This is a genomic window from Xanthomonas sp. NCPPB 3583 (assembly GCF_041475715.2).
In the GTDB taxonomy this organism is placed as follows: domain Bacteria; phylum Pseudomonadota; class Gammaproteobacteria; order Xanthomonadales; family Xanthomonadaceae; genus Xanthomonas; species Xanthomonas euvesicatoria.
Map to the genome: position 1 here is coordinate 4,642,829 of NZ_CM191263.1, position 19,077 is coordinate 4,661,905.

Here is a 19,077-nt window from a genome sequence, read left to right on the forward strand (position 1 = left end):
CGCGCCGCCGAAGTGATTGCCCGCGCTGCCCAGTGCCAGCGCACCGGTGCCGGCGTTGAAGCTGGAGGTCGAACCGATACGCAACGCGCCTGCGGTCTGGTTGATCGCGCCGTTGTTGGTGGACACCGACAAGGTGCTGCTGTCGATGCTGGTCGCCAGCGTGAGTGCGTTGGCGCTGAACAGTGACACCGCATTGCCGACCAGATTGCCGCCCAATGTGAGGGTGCCGCTGTCTGCGCGCAGCGTCAGGTTGTCGGTGCTGGTCAATCCGCTGGCAGGCAGCGTGAGCGAGTTGCCTGCCGTGAGTGCGATGGCGCCGGCGCCACCGTTGTTGAGCGAGACCACGCTGAGATCGTTCGCATCGACTACCGCGATATTGCGCCCGGTCAGTGCAAGGCCGTTCCTGAAGTCGTTATCGCCTGTGAGCGAAATGGCGCCGTTGCCGGCATTGACGGTGGCCAGCCCGCCAACGTCGAGCACGCCCGCGTTCTGAGTGATTGCGGCGTTGGTGGCAGTCAGGCCCAGGATGCCGCCGGCGGTGACGGTGTGATTGAGCGCCACGCCATCGCGCGCGCTCAGGCTGACGTTGCCGCCGCTCAAGGTGCCGAGCGTACTCAAGGCACCGCCATTGGCGATCAGGCTGAGCGCGCCGGTGCCGGTGGAAAGATTCTGCGTGGGCAGCGTGAGCGCGCCGCCGGCTGTCAGGGCGATGGCGCCATTGGTGCCGTTGCTGATCGAGGCGACGCTTAGATCGTCGCGATCGACCACGCTGATGCCGGTACCGGTGAGGCTGACGCCGCTGCGGAAATCGTTGCTGCCGTCGGTCAGCGCGATGGCGCCGTTGCCGGCGTTGAGGGTGGCGCTGCCATCGACGATCAGTCCGGCGCTCTGGCTGATGGCGCCATTGCCACTGGTTGCATCCAGGGTGCCGCGGACGCTGCCGCTGCCCAGGTTCAACGCACCATTGCCGGTGGCGGTGAGGCTGCCGGTATTCAGCGCACCCAGCGTCAGCGCGCCAGTGTCGGCGATGCGCGTGTCGCCGCCGGTCAGCGTCACCACGCCCTGGAAATCGTTGGTCGCTTCATCCAGTTCGATGGCGCCGGTTCCGGCATTGACGGTGCTGGTGCCGGTGGCGGTCACGCTGCCGGCGGTCTGGGTGATCGCGCTGTTGGTGGTGGTCAGTGCCAGCGTGCCGCTTGCGGTGACGTCATGCCCCAGAGTCATGCCGGCAGTGCCGGTGAGGTCCACGTTCGTGCCGGCCAACGCGGCGCGCGTGGTGAGGCTGCCGCCGCTGGACAGGGTGAGGTTGGCGCTGCCGGTGTTGATCGCCGTTGCCGGCAAGGTCAATGCACCGCTGGCACGCAGCGACAGCGCGCTGTTGTTGCCAAGATTCAGGGTGCCGATGGCCAGATTGCCGGCAGCGTTCAACGAGATACCGCGACCGGTGGCGCTGACCAGATCGCCAAAGGCGTTGCCGCTGTTGTTCAGGGTGATCGCACCGGTGCCGGCAGTGAGGTTGCTGGTGCCGACGATGGTCAGGAAGTTACCGGCCGACTGGGTGATCGCGCCGTTGTTGCTGGTGGCGAGCAAGGCACCGCCCACCCGGCCGCTGCCCAGGGTCAACGCGCCGTTGCTGATGGCGGTGAGATCGTTGACGTTCACCGCACCCAGTGTCAGCGCGCCGCTGTCGCTGATGCGCGTGTTGCCGCCGGTCAGCGCCACCACGCCCTGGAAGTCGTTGCCTGCGCCGTCCAGCGTGATGGCACCGGTTCCGGCATTGATGGTGCTGGTGCCGGTGGTGGCCACGCTGCCGGCGGTCTGGGTGATCGCGTTGTTGGTGGCGGTCAACTTCAGCGTGCCGCTTGCCGTGACGTCATGCGCCAGCGCGATGCCGCCACGACCGGTGAGGTCCACGTTCGTCCCGGTCAGCGTGGCGCGCGTGCTGAGGCTGCCGCCGCTGGACAGGGTGAGGTTGGCGCTGCCGGTGTTGATCGCCGTTGTCGGCAAGGTCAATGCGCCGGTGGCACTCAACGACAGCGCACTGTTGCTGTCGAGGTTCAACGTGCCGATCGAGAGATTGCCTGCCGCGCTCACGGCAATGCCGTTGCCGCTGGCGCTGAACAGGCCACCGAAGGTGTTGCCGCCGTTGGTCAGCGAAAGCGCACTGCCGGACTGCAGGAATTGGCTGGTGCCCGTCACCGCCAGCGCACCGGATTGTGACAACGCGACCGTGTTGGTCAGGCTGAGGTTGCCGCCTACATCCAGGTTGCCGAGGCCGCTGATCTTGTTGGCGCCGCTGAAGGTGGCACTGCCACCGATAAAGCCACCCAGGCTGCCGGCGGTGTAGATGCCGGTCTGTTGCACGCCGCGACCGGTGCTCAGGGTGATCGCCCCGGTGCCGGCATCGATGCTGCCGCCGCCGGCGACGTCGAAGCTGCCACCGCCGGAGGCGATGAGCGACACGCTGCCGTCGGGGCCATTGGACAGCGACGCCGCACGAATGGTGCCGCTGTTGTTGATGAGTCGATCGAAGATGCCTTGCGCCGCGCGCGCCTGCAGCTGGATCGCGCCGCCTGGCGCGCTCAGGGTGCCGGAATTGTCCACCGCTTCGGTCGCCAGACTCAGCTGCAGCGGCTTGTCGATCAGCACGCCGAAGCCGCCGCTTTCGAACGTCAGCGTGGCTGCGTCGGCACCGGCGAGCGTGATGTTGCCGGCGGTGGCGGTGATGGTGCCGCTGTTGGACGCCCGGCCGCCGATCAGCACGGCCGACCCGGCAGCGGCGTTGATGGTGCCGCTGTTGATGACCTGCGCCACGGTCGTGCCGCCGGCATCCAGGCTGTAGTCGCCGCTCATGAACTTGGACACGGTGGTGCCCAGCGTACTGACCACCAGGCCGCCGACATTGATGTTGGCGGTGTTGCCGATCAATACGCCGTTGCTGTTGAGCAGGAACACCTGCCCGTTGGCGTTGATGTTGCCGTAGATCTGCGTCGGGTTGCCGCTCTGCACCAGGTTGAGCACCACCGAACTGGCGCTGGGCTGGTTGAAGATCATCGTCGCCGACGAGCCGATGTCGAACGCCGACCAGGTCAGCGCCATGCGCGAGGAGGTCTGGTCGACGGTCCGGCTGCTGCCGTTGACGGCATTGATGGTGCCGGTGCCGCCGGCGATGCTGCCGCCGGTCGGCAGCTGGTTGGCCGCCACCTGGGCCAGGCCGCTGACCGGCATGGCCATCAGGGCAGCTGCCAGCGCAACGGCCAGCGGGCAGTGACGCAACGGGAGCGTGCGCGGCGAGGTCGCGGTATGGATGGTGGCGTGCATGCGCAGATCCCTCAGAAAGTGAAGCCGAAACGCGTGTAGATGCGGGCGTCGTCGCGTCCGTCGGAGGCGTCGCGCGCACCGGTCGGAAGCGCGGCGCTGATGCGCCACTCGAAATTGGCGTACTGCGGCAAGCGGAAGGTCAGGCCCACGCCGGCGGCATCGAAACTGGCCGGCGCCAGGCGGCCATTGGCGGCGAACACGCGGGCGTGGTCGGCGAAGACATCCAGCTCCAGCAGCTCGCGCCAGGGCCGGCCATTGAACGGCGATGCGGCATCGGCAAAACCGGGGGCATCGATGTGGTATTCGAGCGCGGTGTAATACCCGCGGTCGCCCAATGCATCGGAGACCGGATAGGCGCGCACGCTGTCGGGCCCACCGACAGCGAACTGCTCCATCGGGGTCAGCGTGTCGTCGCTGTATTGGCCGTTGAACTTGAAGTACAGCCGCTGCGTGCGGGTGAGGTATTGCAGGCGCGTGTAGGCCAGCCGCGCGATGGTGAAATAGCTGTCGCGACCGGGGCTGATCTGGTCCACCGGCGCCGAGCGGTCGCGCAAGGATTGCCGCACGCTCCCCTGCAGCAGATCCACACCGCGCCAGCGCAGGTCGGTGCGCCGCAACGACAGACCCAGTTCGGCGACATCGAACTGCTGGTCGGACAACTGCATGCCCAGCGCGCTGAGCTTGGATTGCTCGCGCAGATAGCGCGCCGAGCCCTGCAGCTGCAGCGTTTCGGTGTTGATGAATTTCCAGTCGGCGCCGGTGTAGACGATGGAGGTCGGCCCCTTCAGGCCAAGCCGGGCGAACACGCCGTTGCGCACTTCCAGTTCGCTGCGGCTGGCGCCGATCACCGCGCTCAGGCCGGACACGCTGCCGATCGGCAGGCCATAGGACAGCGCGCCGATCTGGCTCTGCCGCGGCGCCAGCGAATAGGCGTAGTTGGCGGCGAACACATCGCCCAGGCCAAGCGGGCTATTCCAGGTGATGCCGGCCTGGGCGCGATAACGGCCGGTCAGCTCGGTGCCGTAGTTGTTGCCGCCCAGGGTGATCACGTACGGGCGGGCGGCCTCGCTGGCGACCAGCACCACGTCGGTCTCGCCTTCCTTCTGGCCTGGCTGCAGCACCGACGACACCGACACGCCCGGCAGATCGCGCGCATACAACAGCGCGGTGTCCACGTCCTGCTTGCGTAGCGGGCGGCCCTGCAGCTGGCGCAGCGGCGCCGACAACGCATTGCCGCGGTAGCGTGCGGCGCCCTGCACGCTGATCTGGCCGATGCGCCCTTCCAGCACGCGGATTTCGATCAGTTGGTCGGGCCCTGGCGTCTGCGCCGGCAGATAGGCCGTGCTGACGATGAAGCCGGCCTGCCGGTAGGCGCGGGTGACCGCATCGGCGACTGCCTGCAATTGATCGAAGCGCAATGCCACCACCGGCTGGCCCTGGGCCAGCTCGGCGAAGGCAGCGTCGGCCACGGCCTGCATGCGGGCCGGGTCGATGCCGGCTTCCGGGTAGTGGCCCACATCGCGCACGCGAAAGCCGCGCACCTGCACGGTGACCGCCTCGGTCCGGTCCCTCATGGCCGGCACCGCCGCTGCCGACTGCGCAGCAGCCGTGGCATCGGTCGGCGACTGCGCCCACCCAGGTGCGGCCAGCAGTAGGCACGCGGACACCGCCGCGGCCAGACACGTCATACGCATACGTCCATTTCCCCTGAGACCATCCGGTGTTGCGCATGGCCGACGTGTCCCGCTGCACACGCAGGCGCCACGGCGGCGACTGCACGGCGATCGGCGTGTCTGACCTCGCCCCTTGCTGAACGTCGATCAAACCCCGACGTACATTTATGCAATGTTAGCAAGATTATTGCGATGAGCATCACGATTATGAAGACCGCTGCCACCTGACTGCGCAGTTTGCGTGCGACCGGATGCCCCGACAGCGGGCCCGGCCGGGCATCAGGCGAACTCGGCAAGGCGTTGCGCAGGGTCACCCCCTGGGTCTGGCGGGCGGCGTCCAGTACGCGCCGACGGCGTGCGCGGTATTGCTCGCGGTCGAGTTGGCCCTGCTGATGCGCCAACGCCAGCGCCTGCAGCTGCGCATTGGCCGGGTGCGCAGCGGCAGCGGTGGGCGACGGCGGGGCGGCGCTCACGGCAGCTCCCGCAGCACGCGCAGGCCCACGTCCGGTTGCGCCGAGCCGTTGTCGGCACGGCTGGCCTGCACCGTGCAATCGGACCAGTAGCTGGAAAAACTTCCGCCGCGCGCCTGCACGCCTGTTCCGGTCGATACCCATTCCCAGACATTGCCGGTGAGATTGATCAGGCCCCAGGGATTGGCATCGCGCCCGCGTGCCGACACCGGTGCGCGCGCGGCATCGCCGGCACTGGCGTTGGGCGGCACGCAATTGCTGTCTTCGGCCTGCCGCCAGTTGCTGGCCGCCTGCGCGGCATGCAGCCACTCGGCATCGCTGGGCAGCCGGTACCGCCAGCCGCCACTGCCGATGGTGAGCCAGCGCAGATAGGCGCGCGCCAGGGTCAGGCTGATATTGCGCACCGGCGCGCGCGCCAGCTCCGGGGTGGCGGCGGCCTGGGCGGTACAGCGGCCGGTGGCCTGGCAGAACAGGTTGAAATCGGCCACCGCCACTTCGCCGCGCGACAACGCGTACGGCTTGCCGCCGGCGATGGCCGGGATCACCACCAGCATCGGCCCGCGGGTCTGCCCGAGTGTGTCGAAGCACGCCGCAGCACGCCCGGCCAGGCCGGCGCAGGGATCCGGGCCGGTAGGCACCGGCGGCAGGCTGTCGGTATCGTCCGCGTTGGCGGGCAATGCCGCAGCGGCGGGGTCGCGCGCAGTCGTTGGGGTGGCGGCGGGCTTGGCAGCGGATTTGCCGCGCGCCGGTCTTGCGCCGGCGGCCGGCGCAGCTGTCTCGGTGGCGCCGCCCGGCGACACGCTGGCGTCGGCCGGCGCATCGGCGGCGGGCGCGCGTTGCAGACGGGCCGACAACGAGCCTTCCGGCAATTGGCCGGCCGCCTTCATCTGCGCCTCCAATTGCGCCAGCGCGGTGGCGTCGGTGCGATAGAGCGTTTGCAGGCGCCCGGCAAGTTGCTGGCGTTCGCCGGGCGCCAGCGTGCCCGCGGTCATCACTGCGGCGGCCACCGCATAACGGGTTTGCGCGCTGCGCAGTTCGTCGCGCTGGCCGAGTGTCTGCAGCCCTTGCCTCAGCAGGTCGGCCGCCTGGGCGTATCGCCCGTGTGCGAACGCATCGCCGGCGGTGTTGCGATACACCTGCGAGAGCAGTTGCGGGCCTTCGCTACGCAACAACGGATGGTCCGGTTGCAGGGTGCGGATGCGCGCCAGCGCATCGCGGGTCTTGCCCAGATCGTTGGCGGCGGCGGCGCGGCGCAGCGACTCGATCCGCGCGGCCAGTTCGGACTCGGCGCTTTCGCGCGCCAACGCTTGTTCGAGCTGGTGCTCCAGCGTCTGCAGGCGTGTGCGCTGGGCCAGCAGGCTGGCCGATTGCGGGGCCACGCGCAGGCCGACATCCACCAGCGCCTGCGCGCTAGCCAGCTGTGCGGGGTCGCTTTGTGCGGCAACCGCCGTGCTGATGGCCTCGGCCAGCGCGCTGCCCTGGCTGCTGCGCTCGGCCGCCGGCAGTGCGGCCAGTGCGGCGTCGATACGCGCGCGCCAGGCCGGGTCGGTGCTGGGGTTGGCCAGATCGGCAGCCAGTGCCTTGCGCGCGCTGTCGGCATCGCGCGGCGCGGCGGTAACCGGCGTGCGTTTGGCTTGCTGCTCGGCCACGCCGACCTCGGCGCTGCGCAACTGCAGGCGCAACGAGTCCGGAAACGCTGCGCGCGCCTGTTCTACTTCGGTCCGCGCGGTGGTGAGTTGCCCGGCCGCCACCGCCTGCGCGATGGCCGCGTCCAGGCGTACTTCCAGTGCGGAATGGCGCAGCAGGCTGCTGCCCGGATCGATGCGGCGCACCTGGTCGAGCGTGGCCAGTGCGTTGTCGGGCCGGGTGCGGAACAACAGCCCGGCATCGAGCTGGCGATTGAGCGTGGTGTCGAGCGCGTTGAGGCGTTGGTTCTTTTCGCGCTCGATGGCCTGGCGACGCGCATCCAGCGCGGGCGAATACAGCCGCAACCGGTCGCGCAAGGCGAACACCTGCAACGCGCCGCGGTAATCGTCGCGGCCGTTAGCCGGATTCCACAGCGCGTCCAGGCGACGCAGCAGGAAATCTTCGATGAGGTCGCTGCGGTCCATCAGCACGCGCCGGCGGTCGTCTGCGCTCAGGCTGGACAGCGCCTGCATGACCTGGGTTTCGTTGCGGTACTGCTGCGGGTCCTGCGCACCGAAGCGTGCGATGACCTCATCCAGATGGCGCTGATGCAGATAACGCGATGCGCCCCACCCGCCCACGCCGACCAGCGCGAGCGCGGTGGCGCCATAGCCGATCAACGGCAGCGCGCGCTCGCGCAGCGGCACCTGGCGCAGGCCGTCGAGCAGTTGGTCCACGCGCGTGAGCCGCTGCGCAGCCGGGAATGCCACGGCCGCGCACAACGTGGCGCACTGGCGACGGGTCAGGCCCGGCACCGGCGGCGGGCGGCGGCCTTCGCGTAGCGCCACTTCGGCACTGAGTTTGTCGAATGGGTGCTTGCCGGTCAGCAATTCGAAACACACGCATCCCAGCGCGTACAGATCGTCGGCCGGGGTGGGCGCCTGTCCGCGGATCATTTCCAGGCTGGCATAGGCCGGTGTCAATGCACCCAGGGTGGCCGCATCGAACACGGTCTGTTCGCCGGCGACATCGGCCGCATGCTTGCCGGCGCGTGCGATGCCGAAATCGAACACCTTGGCCACGCCATCGCGGGTGACCATGACGTTGCCGGGCTTGAAATCCGAATGCACGATGCCGGCCGCGTGCGCGCGCATCAGGGCCCGGCCCATGCCCTCGATCAGCGGCCAGGCCTGCTTGAGCGGCATGCCATTGTAGGCCTGCTCGCGGATCAGCGTTTTCAGGTCGCAACCGTCGATGTATTCCATGGTCATGAAGACCAGGGTGCGATCCTTGTCGAAGTCGTACACGCGCACGATGTTGTCGTGGGCCAGCTTCTGCGAGCGGCGCGCTTCGCGCTGCAGGGCGACCAGTGCGTCGGGATGGCGGCGGAACTCGTCGCTGAGCACTTTGACCGCCAGCCACGGGTCGCGGTCGCGTGCTTCCACCTTGCGTTCGTCGCGGGCCAGATACACCACCCCCATGCCGCCGCGGCCGAGTTCGCGTTCGAGCTGGAAGCGGCCCTTGAGCAGGCTGCCGACACCGGCATGATCGCCACCGGCGGCTTCGGCCAGGTGCTGCCAGCTGGACAGACTGGCGGTACCGGCCGTGCCGGTGCCGGTGCCGGTCTGCGTGCCGAGGTGGGTGGGCGTGCCCAGCCCCAGGCTGGTGAGGCTGGGCGCATCGCCGGGCAGGGGCTGCGCCGGTTGCACGCGGGTGATGTCGTCTTCGACCACGCGCGCCGGGCCGGGTCGTGGCATCACCACGGTGGCATCGTCGTCGACCATCGTTGGCGTGGGTGTTGGCTGCTGCGTTGGCGCAGGCGCAGGCGCAATCGCACGATCGCGCAACGCATCCAGCCGGCTCATCAGCGTGGTCACGGTGGCATCGTCGAGCAGGTGCTGGCGTTGCAGCGTCCACAGCGTTTCCACCCCGGCACGGTATTCGGCCTCCGGTACCGCGGCGCGCTTGCCCAGCGCGGCCAGAACGGCATTGAGGTCGAGCGCGCCGCGGCGCATGGCGGTGACCAGTTCGGTCACGGTGGCGGTGTCTTCGTGCATGCACTCACTCCTGCAGGCGGACGACGACGGCGGTGACGTTGTCGCGTGCCGCCCTCCCCATCGCCAATTCGAACAGACGCGCCAGCAGCGCGCGTGGATCGCCGAAGCGATGGCATTCGGCATCCAGCTCCGGGTCCGGGATTTCCTTGTTGATGCCGTCGCTGCACAGCAGAAACTGCGTGCCCGGCAGGCTCGGCGTCAGCACCCAATCGACGAACAGCGGCTCTTGCGCACCCACCGCGCGCGTGAGCACGCCGGCCGCCGCGGCGCTGGCGTGTGCGCTGCCGAACTGGGTGACATCCTCGCGCACGCCGTGCACGTGGTCGCGGGTGAGCTGGCGCAGCGGGCCGCCATGCTGCGCGTAGATGCGGCTGTCGCCGACCCAGCCGCACAGCATGAAATCCGGGTCGTGCACCAGCACCACCACGGTGGTGGCGATCATGTCCACGCGGCGCTCGCGCGCAACCTGCAGCAGCTCGCGATTGATCTGCGCCAGGGTGTCGTCGATGGCATCCAGGAAATCGCACAGGTCGGCCGGGCGCACCAATGCGCTCAGCCGCTGCACCAGCAGCTGGCTGGCGTAATCGCCGGCGCTGTGGCCACCCAGGCCATCGGCCACCACCCAGAGGCCGGCGTCTTCGCGCAGCAGCAAGGCATCTTCGTTGAGCCGGCGCACCTTGCCGGTCTCGGTGTGCCCGGCCGATTGGTAGGGCGCGCTCATCGGGTCACCTCGGTGATGTCCTGCTCGGCCAGCAACCACTCCAGATACATCTGGGCGGCGGGCAGCCCGTCGATCGATTGCGCGGCCGCGCCCAACCGCCACCACAGCGATTGGCCGGGCGCCGGTACATGCGTGCTGGAAGGCGCGGCCGGCACGCCGAGCGCGCGCAGCGCGGCATCGAATCCGGCCGCATCGGCGCGTGCGCGCAAGCTGCGGCCCAGGCACGCAGCCACCGCGCCGAACCATGCCGCCGACGGCAGGCACAGGTGCGGCAACGGCATTGCCACGGTCAACGGAAAACAGCGCCCTACGCGGTCTTCGCCCGGGCCGAGCAGGCCGGCCCAGGCCTGCGCTCCGCACACGCCCGGCCCCAACGCAAACGCGCGCAGGCCGCTGTTGCGATACGCGCCAGGCCAGTGCTGCCCGAGTTGCTGGCGCGCCGTGTCCAGGCAGTTGGCGAACTGCAGGTCCCACGGCTGCACGAAGCTGGCCGGCAGGCGCCGCTGCACGAAGTCGCCCACGCCGGGCAACTTGCCGTGGAAACCGAGTGGTTCGTGCGCCGGCATGCTCATCGGCCGCACGCGAAGTGCTGGACGTCGCTGTCCAGAAACGGGTGGCGCAGGTTGCCGGCACGCAGCGGCACCTGCACGTCGTGGCCGCCAAGCGCGAAGCGGGCGACAAAGCGCAGGTCCGACGGGTTTTCCAGGTGCCCGGCCTGCAGCGCGCGGAACAGCGCCCAATCGCCCTGGTAGTCCAGCGTACCCAGCGCCACGCCATCGGCGCCGAAGGCGGCGATGGACACATGCCCCGGCACCGGCCCGGGCCAGATCATCGGCATGCTTTGCGCCGCGCCGGGCTGGTAGTCGTAGCGCTGGCCTTCGATATCCAGCGTCAGCCGGGTCACGCCTTCGCCCAGCGTGGGCGCCAGCACGGTAAAGCCGATCTGCGGCGTGGGCCCGCCGCGAAAATATTTCTGCCGGATCCGCTGCGCCAGTTGCAGTTGCACCGGCAGACCGGGCGCGCCGATGACCGCGTCCGGGCCATCCTTCCAGCGCCATTGCGGGGACTGGGTGTCCAGCAGCGGTTTGACGGTGCCGGTATACAGCGCATCCAGACGCCCGCCGCTACCGAACAACTCGCCGAAATTCTGCAGCGGGATCTCCACCTGCGCCTGCGGATCGAACGGGTAGCGGCCGCGCACGAAATCCGTGCACACCTCGCCCACCGATTGCCTGACCTGCGCATCCAGCGCGGCGCGTGCGCCCTGGGTCATCAAGGTGGCGCTGCTGCCGGCCAGGCTCTGCAGCCAGTCGGTCACCGGCGGCGGCAGTTGCGCCATTTCCTGCCGGGCCAATGCCAGTTGCGCGTTGGCCGCCGCGGCATCGCCGCCGCCCTGGGAAATCACTAGCAATTGCTTGCCGAGCTGATCGAGCACGCTCAGCAGATGGTCCAGCGGCGTGCTGCCAGGCGCGCCTGCGGCCAAGGCGTTGAGCGCCAGAAAATGCTCGCTGATCGCCGCACCCGGTGCCGGCGCTGCAGCTGCGCCACCCTCGGCGGGCGTGGCCAGCGCGGCGCTCATCGCCGCCCCGCCGGGGAGTTTGGCCGCGGCGGCAGTCGCCTTGGTGCCTGCCGAGTTGGCGGCAGCCGCCAACGCGCGCTGCGCGGGGTCTACCGGTGGTGCGCGGTCCATTGCCTGGGTGTGCTCGCCGACCACGCCCAGCAGCAGCCGCAGCGGCGAACTGGGCCCGGCCAGCTTGGCGGCCGTGGCGCTGGCACCGGCCAGATCGGCCGACGGGCGCAGTTGCAGATCGGCCAGCAACGCATCCCAGTAACGGATGTAATCGGCCGTGTAGCGCTGCCCCACTTCGCGCACCAGCGTGGCCTTGGCGGACGCATCCAGCGCCGCACCGCCGAAGACCCAATCGTCGCGGCCGAAGCGTTCCACCGCCTGGCCGATGCCATCGCGTTGCAACGCGGCGAATACCGGCTGGGTGTACAGCGCCGGCACCGGGGTGGACAACGCCGTGCCACTGCGCCGCACGAAGGTGTCGGCCAGCAGGCCCAGCGCTTTATCCAGCCGCAACGGCGTGCCGTCCGGCGGGGTCAGCAACAGGTTGCCGTAGATCAGTGTCGATAGGTCGGCGGCGCGCAGGCTGGCGCGCGCCTGGGCGATGCGCTGGTTGTCCAGCGACAGCGCACGCACGCGCGTGGGCGAATCGAGCACGGCCTGCAGATGCGCACCCAGCGCCTGCTGCAATGCCGGCTCGCGCGGGAACAATTTTGCCGCTTCGATGGCGGCCAGCGCGCTGAGTTGCGCCGGGTCCAGATGCTGCGGCTGGCCCAGCATCAGATAGCCCTTGAGCGTGTAGTACAGCGCCTGCGGTGCCTGTGCGTTATCGACCAGACCGGTGCGCAGGCGCACCGCCAAGGCCGGCAACAAGGTGGCGTTGAGCTGACGCAGGTAGCCGGCCTGCACTTGCTCGCCCACCGCCTGGCCCTGGAACAACCCCATGCGCAACGACCACGGCGCGCCGGCGTGATACTGCTGCGCCACCTTCACCACCGCCTGCGTCGCATCGGCTTGCTGCAGGGTGCGCGCGACGTACTCGGGCATGCCGGTGGCGGCATTGGGATCGGGCAATGCCGGCCGCGCGTCCAGCGCAGCGCGTACCTGATGCAGGTACGCACGGTTGCCCACGTAGCTGAGCCCCAACCCGGCCAGCACTGCGCCGGTCAGCAGCGCCACACCCGCGTACGCGGCGGCCTGCAACCACGCCCTGCGGCGCTGCCGGGTGGGCGGGGTATTGGCCAGGCCGGATTCGCGCAGCACCACCTCGCGCAGCAGCCGCTCGACGAAAAAGGTGCGCCGTTGCGCGCCTGGCGCCTGCACGCGCGCTTCTTCCAGGCCGAAGGTGCGCGCCACCGCGCCCATCATGCGGTCGATCGGCGTGCCGTCCTGCGTGCCGGAGGTGAAGTACACCCCGCGCAGCAACGGTGCCGGGCCATACGCATTGCCGGCGAAGGTGCCCTCGACGAATTGCCGCGCACGCTCGCCGAGTGCGGCAACCTGTTGCGGAAACGACAGGATTGCCGCACGCCGCAGACGGTCGCGTTCCAGGTGCAGGCGTTCGAACAGGCGAGCGCTCAGCTGCTGCTGCAGCACGCCGAACTCGTCGGCGAACCTGCGCGCCGCCTGCCCGTCCAGGGTCTGCGCCAGCGCAAACGTCATGCCCCACACCTGGTTGCGCTGCGCCGGCGTCAGATCGTCGAAGAACTCGCCAAAGCCGCCGATCAGATCGCACTTGGTGAAGATCAGATACACCGGCACGCTGGCCTGCAACTGCTCGGCCAGTTCGTCCAGGCGGCGGCGGATCGCCTGCATGTGGGTGTCGCGCTCGGCATCGTCGAGCAGCAACAGGTCCGACATGCTCATCGTCACCAACACGCCGTTGAGCGGACGGCGCGGGCGATAGCGTCGCAGCAGGCGCAGGAAATCGCGCCACGCGCCGGCATCCACCGCCTGGTCCGAATCCTGCGTGGTATAGCGCCCGGCGGTGTCCAGCAACACCGCTTCGTCGGTGAACCACCATTCGCAATCGCGGGTGCCGCCGACGCCGCGCAACGCCGCATCGCCCATGCGCGCAGCCAGCGGAAACTGCAGGCCCGAATGCTGCAGCAAGGTGCTCTTGCCCGAACCGGGCGGGCCGATCAGCGCATACCACGGCAGCGTGTACAGATCGGCGCCGCCGCGCCGCTTGCGTAGCAACTGGATCGCCTGCTGGAAGCGCGCCTGCAGCTGCGCGCGTTCCTGCCCGCTGCGCAGCTCACGGTCGTCGTCGCGACCCGGCGCCGCCAGCGCGCTGGACAAGGTCGCCGCACGTGCCTGCGTGCGCCAGCGGCGCAGCGCCAGCACGCCCACCCACGCCACCACCAGCAACACGATCGCCAGCAGCCGCGCCGCCACGCTGCTCAGCGGGCTCCAGCCGGCCAGCGCCACATACGGCCCACCCACCCACAGCAGCACCGACAGCAGGCACAGCGCCAGCAGGCCAACCACTACCGTTGCGCTCAGCTTGGACAACAGCGTCTTCATCGTCATTCCCCAGGCTGGAACAGGATCTCCACGCGGCGATTGCGCGCGCGGTTGGCCGGCAATTGCACTGGCCGTGCGATCGGTTGCGAATCGCCAGCGCCGATGGCGTCCACCCGCCCCGGCGTACTCAGCTGCGCCTGCAACACCTTCGCAAGCGCCTGCGCACGTGCGGCCGACAAGGCGTAGTTGTCCTGGAAGCGCAGCGAGCGCACCGGCACGTCATCGGTGTGCCCGACCACGATCACCCGCCCTGGCAATTGCTCGATGGCCGCTGCAATCTGCGCGATCAAGCCGCGCTGCTGCGGCTCCACCTCCACCCCGCCGGAGGCGAACATCGCCGCGCTGCTCAGGCGCACGCGCGTCTGCCCGTCGGCCTGTTCGTCCACGCGCAGCAGGCCGGCGCGTTCCTGCGCGGAGAGCAACTGCTTGAGCCGCACCGGCGGCGGCACGGGCGCAGCGTCCGGCGGCGTGGCCGGCGCAATGCCCCATTGGGCAGCCTGCGCACTGATCGGTGCGGACAGGCTGTTCAAACGCGCCTGCAACCACACGAACGCCACCACCACCACGCTCACCCCCAGCAACGCAGCCGCCCACACCGGCAGATAGCGGCCCAGCCGGCGGCGGTCTTCCACCCCGCGCCAACGCGGGGCCAGGCTGTCCGGCGCCGGGCCGCGCGCCGCACGGATGCGGCGATAGACATCGTCCTGGATGGCCGCCAGCGTCACCATGCCGCCGGACTCGATCTGGTAGCGGCCGACGAACCCCAGCGCCAGGCACAGGTACATCAGCTCGATCAAGTCCAGATGCCGTGGCACATCGGCGCACAAGCGCTCCAGGATCTGGAAGAACTTGGCGCCGCCGTACGATTCGCTGTGGAAAGTCACCAGCAAGGTCTTCTGCGACCAGCCGCTGCGCTCGCCCCACGGCGCATTGAGCACCGCTTCGTCCAGCAGCGCGCACAGCACGTAGCGCGCGGCGGTGACCGCCTCCACTGGCGCGCCGCCATCGCGTGCACGTTGTTCGAAGCGGCGCACCTGCGCCATCACCTGCTCGCGCAGGCGGGCCACATCGGGCGATTGCGCGCTGTGGCGCAACTGCACCGCCAACAGCAGCAGCGGCGTGGCCGCCTGCACCAACGGGTTGACGCTGCGGCCCAGCAGTTCGCTGATGTCGGTATCTTCGCTGGGCACGCCGCTGCCCTCGGCGGCCGGCAGCGGTGCGGCGTAGGCAGGCGCCAGATCGGCAACAGGTCGGCTCATGCTCAGCTCCGGATCGCCCACAGTTGCAGGTCCAGCCCGGCGAATTCGCTGCCGAAGTGGAATGCGATACCGCCGGAGGTCTTCAGCGTTCGCCACAACGCTGCGCTCTTGTCGAATTCGAAATACAGATAGCCGGCGTGATACGGAATCTGTCGCGGCGCCACCGGCATGGGCGTGGCCACGATGCCGGGCAACTGCAGATTGACCAGATCGCGAATCTGCTCCACCGGCCCGATCTTGGCGTGCGCGGGCAATTGCCGGCGCAACTCTTCGCTGGGCATGTCGGCCTTGGCCGCGAGCACGAACGCTGCGCTGTCGAGCAGGCCCGGGTCCGGCACCATCGCCACCCACACGCCGAACTTGCGCGCCTGGATCGGCAGCGGCGTGGCGGTCTGTTCCAGCACTGCGCTCAGGCTGCTGCGCAGGGCGCCGATCACCGGCTCGAAACTGTCCTGCTGCGATTCGTGCCGATAGGAGGGCCATGCAGGGGGGCGCTTGCCGGCAGCGGTGAACGTGCTCAATTCGCCGGCCAGCGCCACCAGGGCACGGAACAGCTCTTCCGGATGCGCCAATGGCGCGGCGGCCCAATGCGCCATCTGCGGCTGCCAACGGTTGACCAGCTGCAGCAGCAGAAAGTCTGCGATATCGGCAGCACCGCCGCGATCGGTCAGCGTCACGCGCGATGCCAGCGCTTCACCGCGCTGATGCAACAGGCCGAGCAATTCGGTGAGAAACGTGGTCAAGCGCGGCGCCGCCTGGCACACCATCGCGCTGGGAATGAAATGCGGGTCCAGCACCACCTGGCGGTCGGCGCGCGTCTCGATGATGCGCGCCACCGCGATGCGGTCCAGCCCTTCCAACGGCTGCGAGTGCGGCAGCAACCGCGTGCTCAACCCGCCGACTTCCATCAACACCGCTTCGCTGGTGCTACCGGAGGCGTCGTTGCTCTCGGTCTCGCGCACGCGGTAGCGAAACAGCTGATCGGCCGGCGATTCCGGGCGCCCCAGTTCGGGTTGCGCCGGCACCCGCAGCGGCACGGTGAGATAGACGATCTGGTCGCGGCAAGTGGGCTCGACCTCCAGCGCCACCGGCAGCGGGTCGTCGCCCGGCATGGCGAAGGGCGTGCCATCGGCGAACACGCCACGTGCACGACGCAGGCCCAGCTTGCCGACTGCCAGCAGATCGGTCTCCCATTCCAGCTCGCTCATGCCCCAGGCATGCGGCCGCAACCGCGCCGCACGCAGGTCGACGTAGCGCTCCAGGTAGCGTTCCTGCTGCTGCAGATGCTGCGGGCGCAGGAACAGCCCTTCGCTCCACACGACCTTGTTGTTCTGCATGATCCACCCGCTGAGAAAAAGGTCGGCCACCGATGCAGCGCACAGGCGTCCACACCGCGTTGCATGCGACTGCCAGGCATGCCTGCAGGAACGCCTGCGCGCTGCGTTGTCGGGTGCATTGAGCTGCGTTGCACGCGGCACGCCCGGCGGTCATTGCCGACGCAAGCGCCGCACCGCCGATGCGTGTCGGTGGAGCGATTCTGCGGCGCACCCAAGGTGGTCACCCGTCAAAACGTCTCAGGCGCCGTGCCCCGTCGGACAGGCGCCAACGCCTGCGCCGCTGCTGTCAGCCGGTCACGTTGCGGTCATTGGGCGAGACGTTGGGCTGTGGGGCGCTGGCCGTGAGAGCAGGCCTGCGGTGTCGATGCGGCAGGCGCATCGTGGAGCGGCCAACAAGACCTCGCGAGTCGTCTGGTCGGCCTGGATGGTGCGTAGGCACCCGCCTGGCGATTGCGCGGAGACGGGTTGGCCGACCATAGGCATGTTGCCACCCACCTTCCTATTGAGCGCCACTGGCCTCGGCAGCGATGCCATCGAGCGTTGCGACCTGCTCGGCCGACAGGCTCAGCTCGGCGGATGCGAAGTTCTCGCGCAGGTGCGTCACCGACGATGTTCCCGCGATGACCAGGATGTTGGGCGAGCGCTGCAGCAGCCATGCAAGTGCAACCTGCTTCGGGGTCGCGCCTACCTGCCTGGCAACGCCCGACAGCAGCTCCGACTGCAAGGGCGAAAAGCCGCCGAGCGGAAAGAACGGAACATAGGCCACACCCTGTTGCGCGAGCATCTCGATGAAGGCGTCATCGTCACGCTTGACCAGGTTGTACTGGTTTTGAACGCAGACGATGCTGGCCAGTGTTTGCGCTTGTTCGAACTGTCGCGCAGTGACGTTGCTCAAGCCGATGTGGCGTACGAGGCCCTCGCGTTGCAGCTCGGCCAGGCACGCGACCGGTTCGGCGATCGAACGCTCGTCGGTGTCCATTGTCGTGCCCAGCCTCACGTTGACCACGTCCAGTGTCTCCAGGCCGAGGCTCTGCAGGTTTTCATGCACCTGCCGCCTCAGGCTTGCAGGCGACACATCGATATTCCACGAAGCATCGGGGCCGCGGCTGAAACCGATCTTGGTCACGATGACCAGATCGCTGCGATAGGGATGCAGTGCTTCGCGGATGAGTGCGTTGGACACATCGGGTCCGTAGAACTGCGCGGTGTCGATGTGGTTGGCGCCCAGGGCGATTGCTTCGCGCAACACCGACAAGGCCGATGCCTTGTCGGCCGGCGGTCCCCAGACATGCGGTCCGGGTAACTGCATGGTTCCGTAACCCATCCGCTTGATGCCAAGGGTGGTGCCGGGCAGGGTCAATGTGCCGCCAAGGGGCTTGCCGCTGTTCATGGGAATCCTTCTGGTGTGTGTGCCAAACCGCCGCGTGTGTTGGGACACGCCGAGATTGCGACGGGATCTTTGCGTGGCTTAAGGAAGCAAGAAGCAACGCGGGACGTGCGCTGCGGCAACTGCGTGGCCGCTACCGCGGCGCAAGGGAACTGTACGTAGGCCGCCCTTGTGCGACAATCCGGTACAAAGCGGACGGGCCGTACGGATTGCCGAACAATGAGCGGCCACCTGGCAGACATGGAGGCCTTCGTGCGCGTGGCGCGCGCGGGAGGGTTTCGAGAAGCGGCAAAGAGCGCGGGTGTGAGCGCATCGACCTATAGCGATGCGATCAAGCGCATGGAAGCATCGCTCGGCGTGCGGCTGTTCAACCGCACCACACGCAGCGTGGTGCTCACCGATGCAGGCAATGCGTTGTTGGCACGCATCGCGCCCGCCTTGCTGGAACTGGAGAACGCCAGGGAGGTGGTCAGCGCCTTTCGTGATACGCCGACCGGCACGCTGCGGCTGAACGTGCCGGTCAGTGCCGCGCGCCTGGTGCTGCCGAGGATCCTGCCGGCGTTTATGGCGGCGTACCCGGACATCACGCTGGAGATCCTGACCGAAGAAAGTTTTGTCGACGTGATCGCCGCACGCTGCGACGCCGGCATCCGCTATGGCGAACGGCTGCAGCAGGACATGGTGGCCATCCCGATCGGCCCGCGCGTGCAACGCATCGCAACGGCGGCTGCGCCAGGCTACCTGGACCGGCGCGGACGCCCCACCCACCCGCGGGAACTCGTTGCCCACGACTGCATCCGCGGGCGCTTCCCAAGCGGCGTCATTGCAGAGTGGGAGTTCGAGCGCGACGGTGAAGTGGTCACCATCGTTCCGCAGGGGCAATTGCTGGTGGAGATCGGCGGCGGGATCGAGCTGGCGATCCAGGCGGCGATCGCCGGAAGCGGCATTCTGCATCTGTTCGAACAATGGCTGCAGCCGCAGTTCGACACAGGTGCGCTTGAACCCATCCTGCGCCCGTGGTGGCAGCCATTCCAGGGCCCGTACCTGTACTACCCCAATCGCACCCTCACACCGCCGGCGCTGCGCGCCTTCATCGAGTTCGTCAAGACTCTGCCTGACTAGCGCGCTGGCAA

The 19,077-nt window shown here is 68.7% G+C and carries 10 protein-coding genes and 1 pseudogene; 1 reads left to right on the forward strand and 10 read right to left on the reverse strand.

Features of this window, described 5'->3' with window-relative positions:
- Positions 1 to 18 precede the first annotated feature (18 nt).
- From ACCQ07_RS19985 to ACCQ07_RS20030, 10 genes and pseudogenes are all read right to left on the reverse strand, one after another.
- A pseudogene (locus tag ACCQ07_RS19985) lies at positions 19 to 3,429 on the reverse strand (beta strand repeat-containing protein); the annotation flags it as partial.
- A complete protein-coding gene (locus ACCQ07_RS19990; protein ID WP_029820696.1) occupies positions 3,333 to 5,009 on the reverse strand; it encodes a ShlB/FhaC/HecB family hemolysin secretion/activation protein in 1,677 nt (558 codons plus the stop codon). The pseudogene ACCQ07_RS19985 and the gene ACCQ07_RS19990, both read right to left, overlap by 97 nt.
- On the reverse strand, positions 5,006 to 5,467 hold the full coding sequence (locus tag ACCQ07_RS19995; protein ID WP_071118119.1) for a hypothetical protein: 462 nt from the start codon (positions 5,465 to 5,467) through the stop codon (positions 5,006 to 5,008). Before ACCQ07_RS19995 ends, ACCQ07_RS19990 begins: the two co-directional genes overlap by 4 nt.
- Entirely contained in the window at positions 5,464 to 9,147 is a 3,684-nt protein-coding gene (locus ACCQ07_RS20000; RefSeq protein ID WP_372363595.1) for a protein kinase domain-containing protein, read from the reverse strand. The genes ACCQ07_RS19995 and ACCQ07_RS20000 overlap by 4 nt, the downstream gene beginning before the upstream one ends.
- A gap of 4 nt (positions 9,148 to 9,151) precedes the next feature.
- Positions 9,152 to 9,868: a PP2C family protein-serine/threonine phosphatase gene (locus ACCQ07_RS20005; RefSeq protein WP_031424802.1), complete on the reverse strand. Its 717-nt coding sequence runs from the start codon at positions 9,866 to 9,868 to the stop codon at positions 9,152 to 9,154.
- Positions 9,865 to 10,440: a type VI secretion system-associated protein TagF gene (tagF, locus tag ACCQ07_RS20010; RefSeq protein WP_317719041.1), complete on the reverse strand. Its 576-nt coding sequence runs from the start codon at positions 10,438 to 10,440 to the stop codon at positions 9,865 to 9,867. Before tagF ends, ACCQ07_RS20005 begins: the two co-directional genes overlap by 4 nt.
- Entirely contained in the window at positions 10,437 to 13,967 is a 3,531-nt protein-coding gene (gene tssM, locus ACCQ07_RS20015) for a type VI secretion system membrane subunit TssM (RefSeq protein ID WP_372363596.1), read from the reverse strand. Before tssM ends, tagF begins: the two co-directional genes overlap by 4 nt.
- Complete coding sequence (icmH, locus tag ACCQ07_RS20020) at positions 13,964 to 15,241, reverse strand: type IVB secretion system protein IcmH/DotU (protein WP_372363597.1); 1,278 nt, start codon at positions 15,239 to 15,241, stop codon at positions 13,964 to 13,966. The genes tssM and icmH overlap by 4 nt, the downstream gene beginning before the upstream one ends.
- Positions 15,223 to 16,557 carry a type VI secretion system baseplate subunit TssK gene (gene tssK, locus ACCQ07_RS20025; RefSeq protein ID WP_372364175.1) on the reverse strand — a complete coding sequence of 445 codons (1,335 nt, stop codon included), beginning with the start codon at positions 16,555 to 16,557 and terminating at the stop codon, positions 15,223 to 15,225. Before tssK ends, icmH begins: the two co-directional genes overlap by 19 nt.
- A 499-nt stretch (positions 16,558 to 17,056) precedes the next feature.
- Positions 17,057 to 17,947: an aldo/keto reductase family oxidoreductase gene (locus ACCQ07_RS20030; protein WP_372363598.1), complete on the reverse strand. Its 891-nt coding sequence runs from the start codon at positions 17,945 to 17,947 to the stop codon at positions 17,057 to 17,059.
- Between the two features lie 237 nt (positions 17,948 to 18,184).
- Between ACCQ07_RS20030 and ACCQ07_RS20035 the strand changes: the two genes are divergently transcribed.
- Positions 18,185 to 19,066 carry a LysR family transcriptional regulator gene (locus ACCQ07_RS20035; protein WP_209261785.1) on the forward strand — a complete coding sequence of 294 codons (882 nt, stop codon included), beginning with the start codon at positions 18,185 to 18,187 and terminating at the stop codon, positions 19,064 to 19,066.
- The last annotated feature ends 11 nt before the right edge of the window (positions 19,067 to 19,077 follow it).

Bases quoted from the DNA above. Each gene is read 5' to 3' on its own strand.
- ACCQ07_RS20005 (WP_031424802.1), bottom strand. From the start codon at position 9,868: ATGAGCGCGCCCTACCAATCGGCCGGGCACACCGAGACCGGCAAGGTG.
- ACCQ07_RS20000 (WP_372363595.1), bottom strand. From the start codon at position 9,147: ATGCACGAAGACACCGCCACCGTGACCGAACTGGTCACCGCCATGCGC.
- tssK (WP_372364175.1), bottom strand. From the start codon at position 16,557: ATGCAGAACAACAAGGTCGTGTGGAGCGAAGGGCTGTTCCTGCGCCCG.
- tssM (WP_372363596.1), bottom strand. From the start codon at position 13,967: ATGACGATGAAGACGCTGTTGTCCAAGCTGAGCGCAACGGTAGTGGTT.
- tagF (WP_317719041.1), bottom strand. From the start codon at position 10,440: ATGAGCATGCCGGCGCACGAACCACTCGGTTTCCACGGCAAGTTGCCC.
- ACCQ07_RS19990 (WP_029820696.1), bottom strand. From the start codon at position 5,009: ATGACGTGTCTGGCCGCGGCGGTGTCCGCGTGCCTACTGCTGGCCGCA.
- ACCQ07_RS20030 (WP_372363598.1), bottom strand. From the start codon at position 17,947: ATGAACAGCGGCAAGCCCCTTGGCGGCACATTGACCCTGCCCGGCACC.
- ACCQ07_RS20035 (WP_209261785.1), top strand. From the start codon at position 18,185: ATGGAGGCCTTCGTGCGCGTGGCGCGCGCGGGAGGGTTTCGAGAAGCG.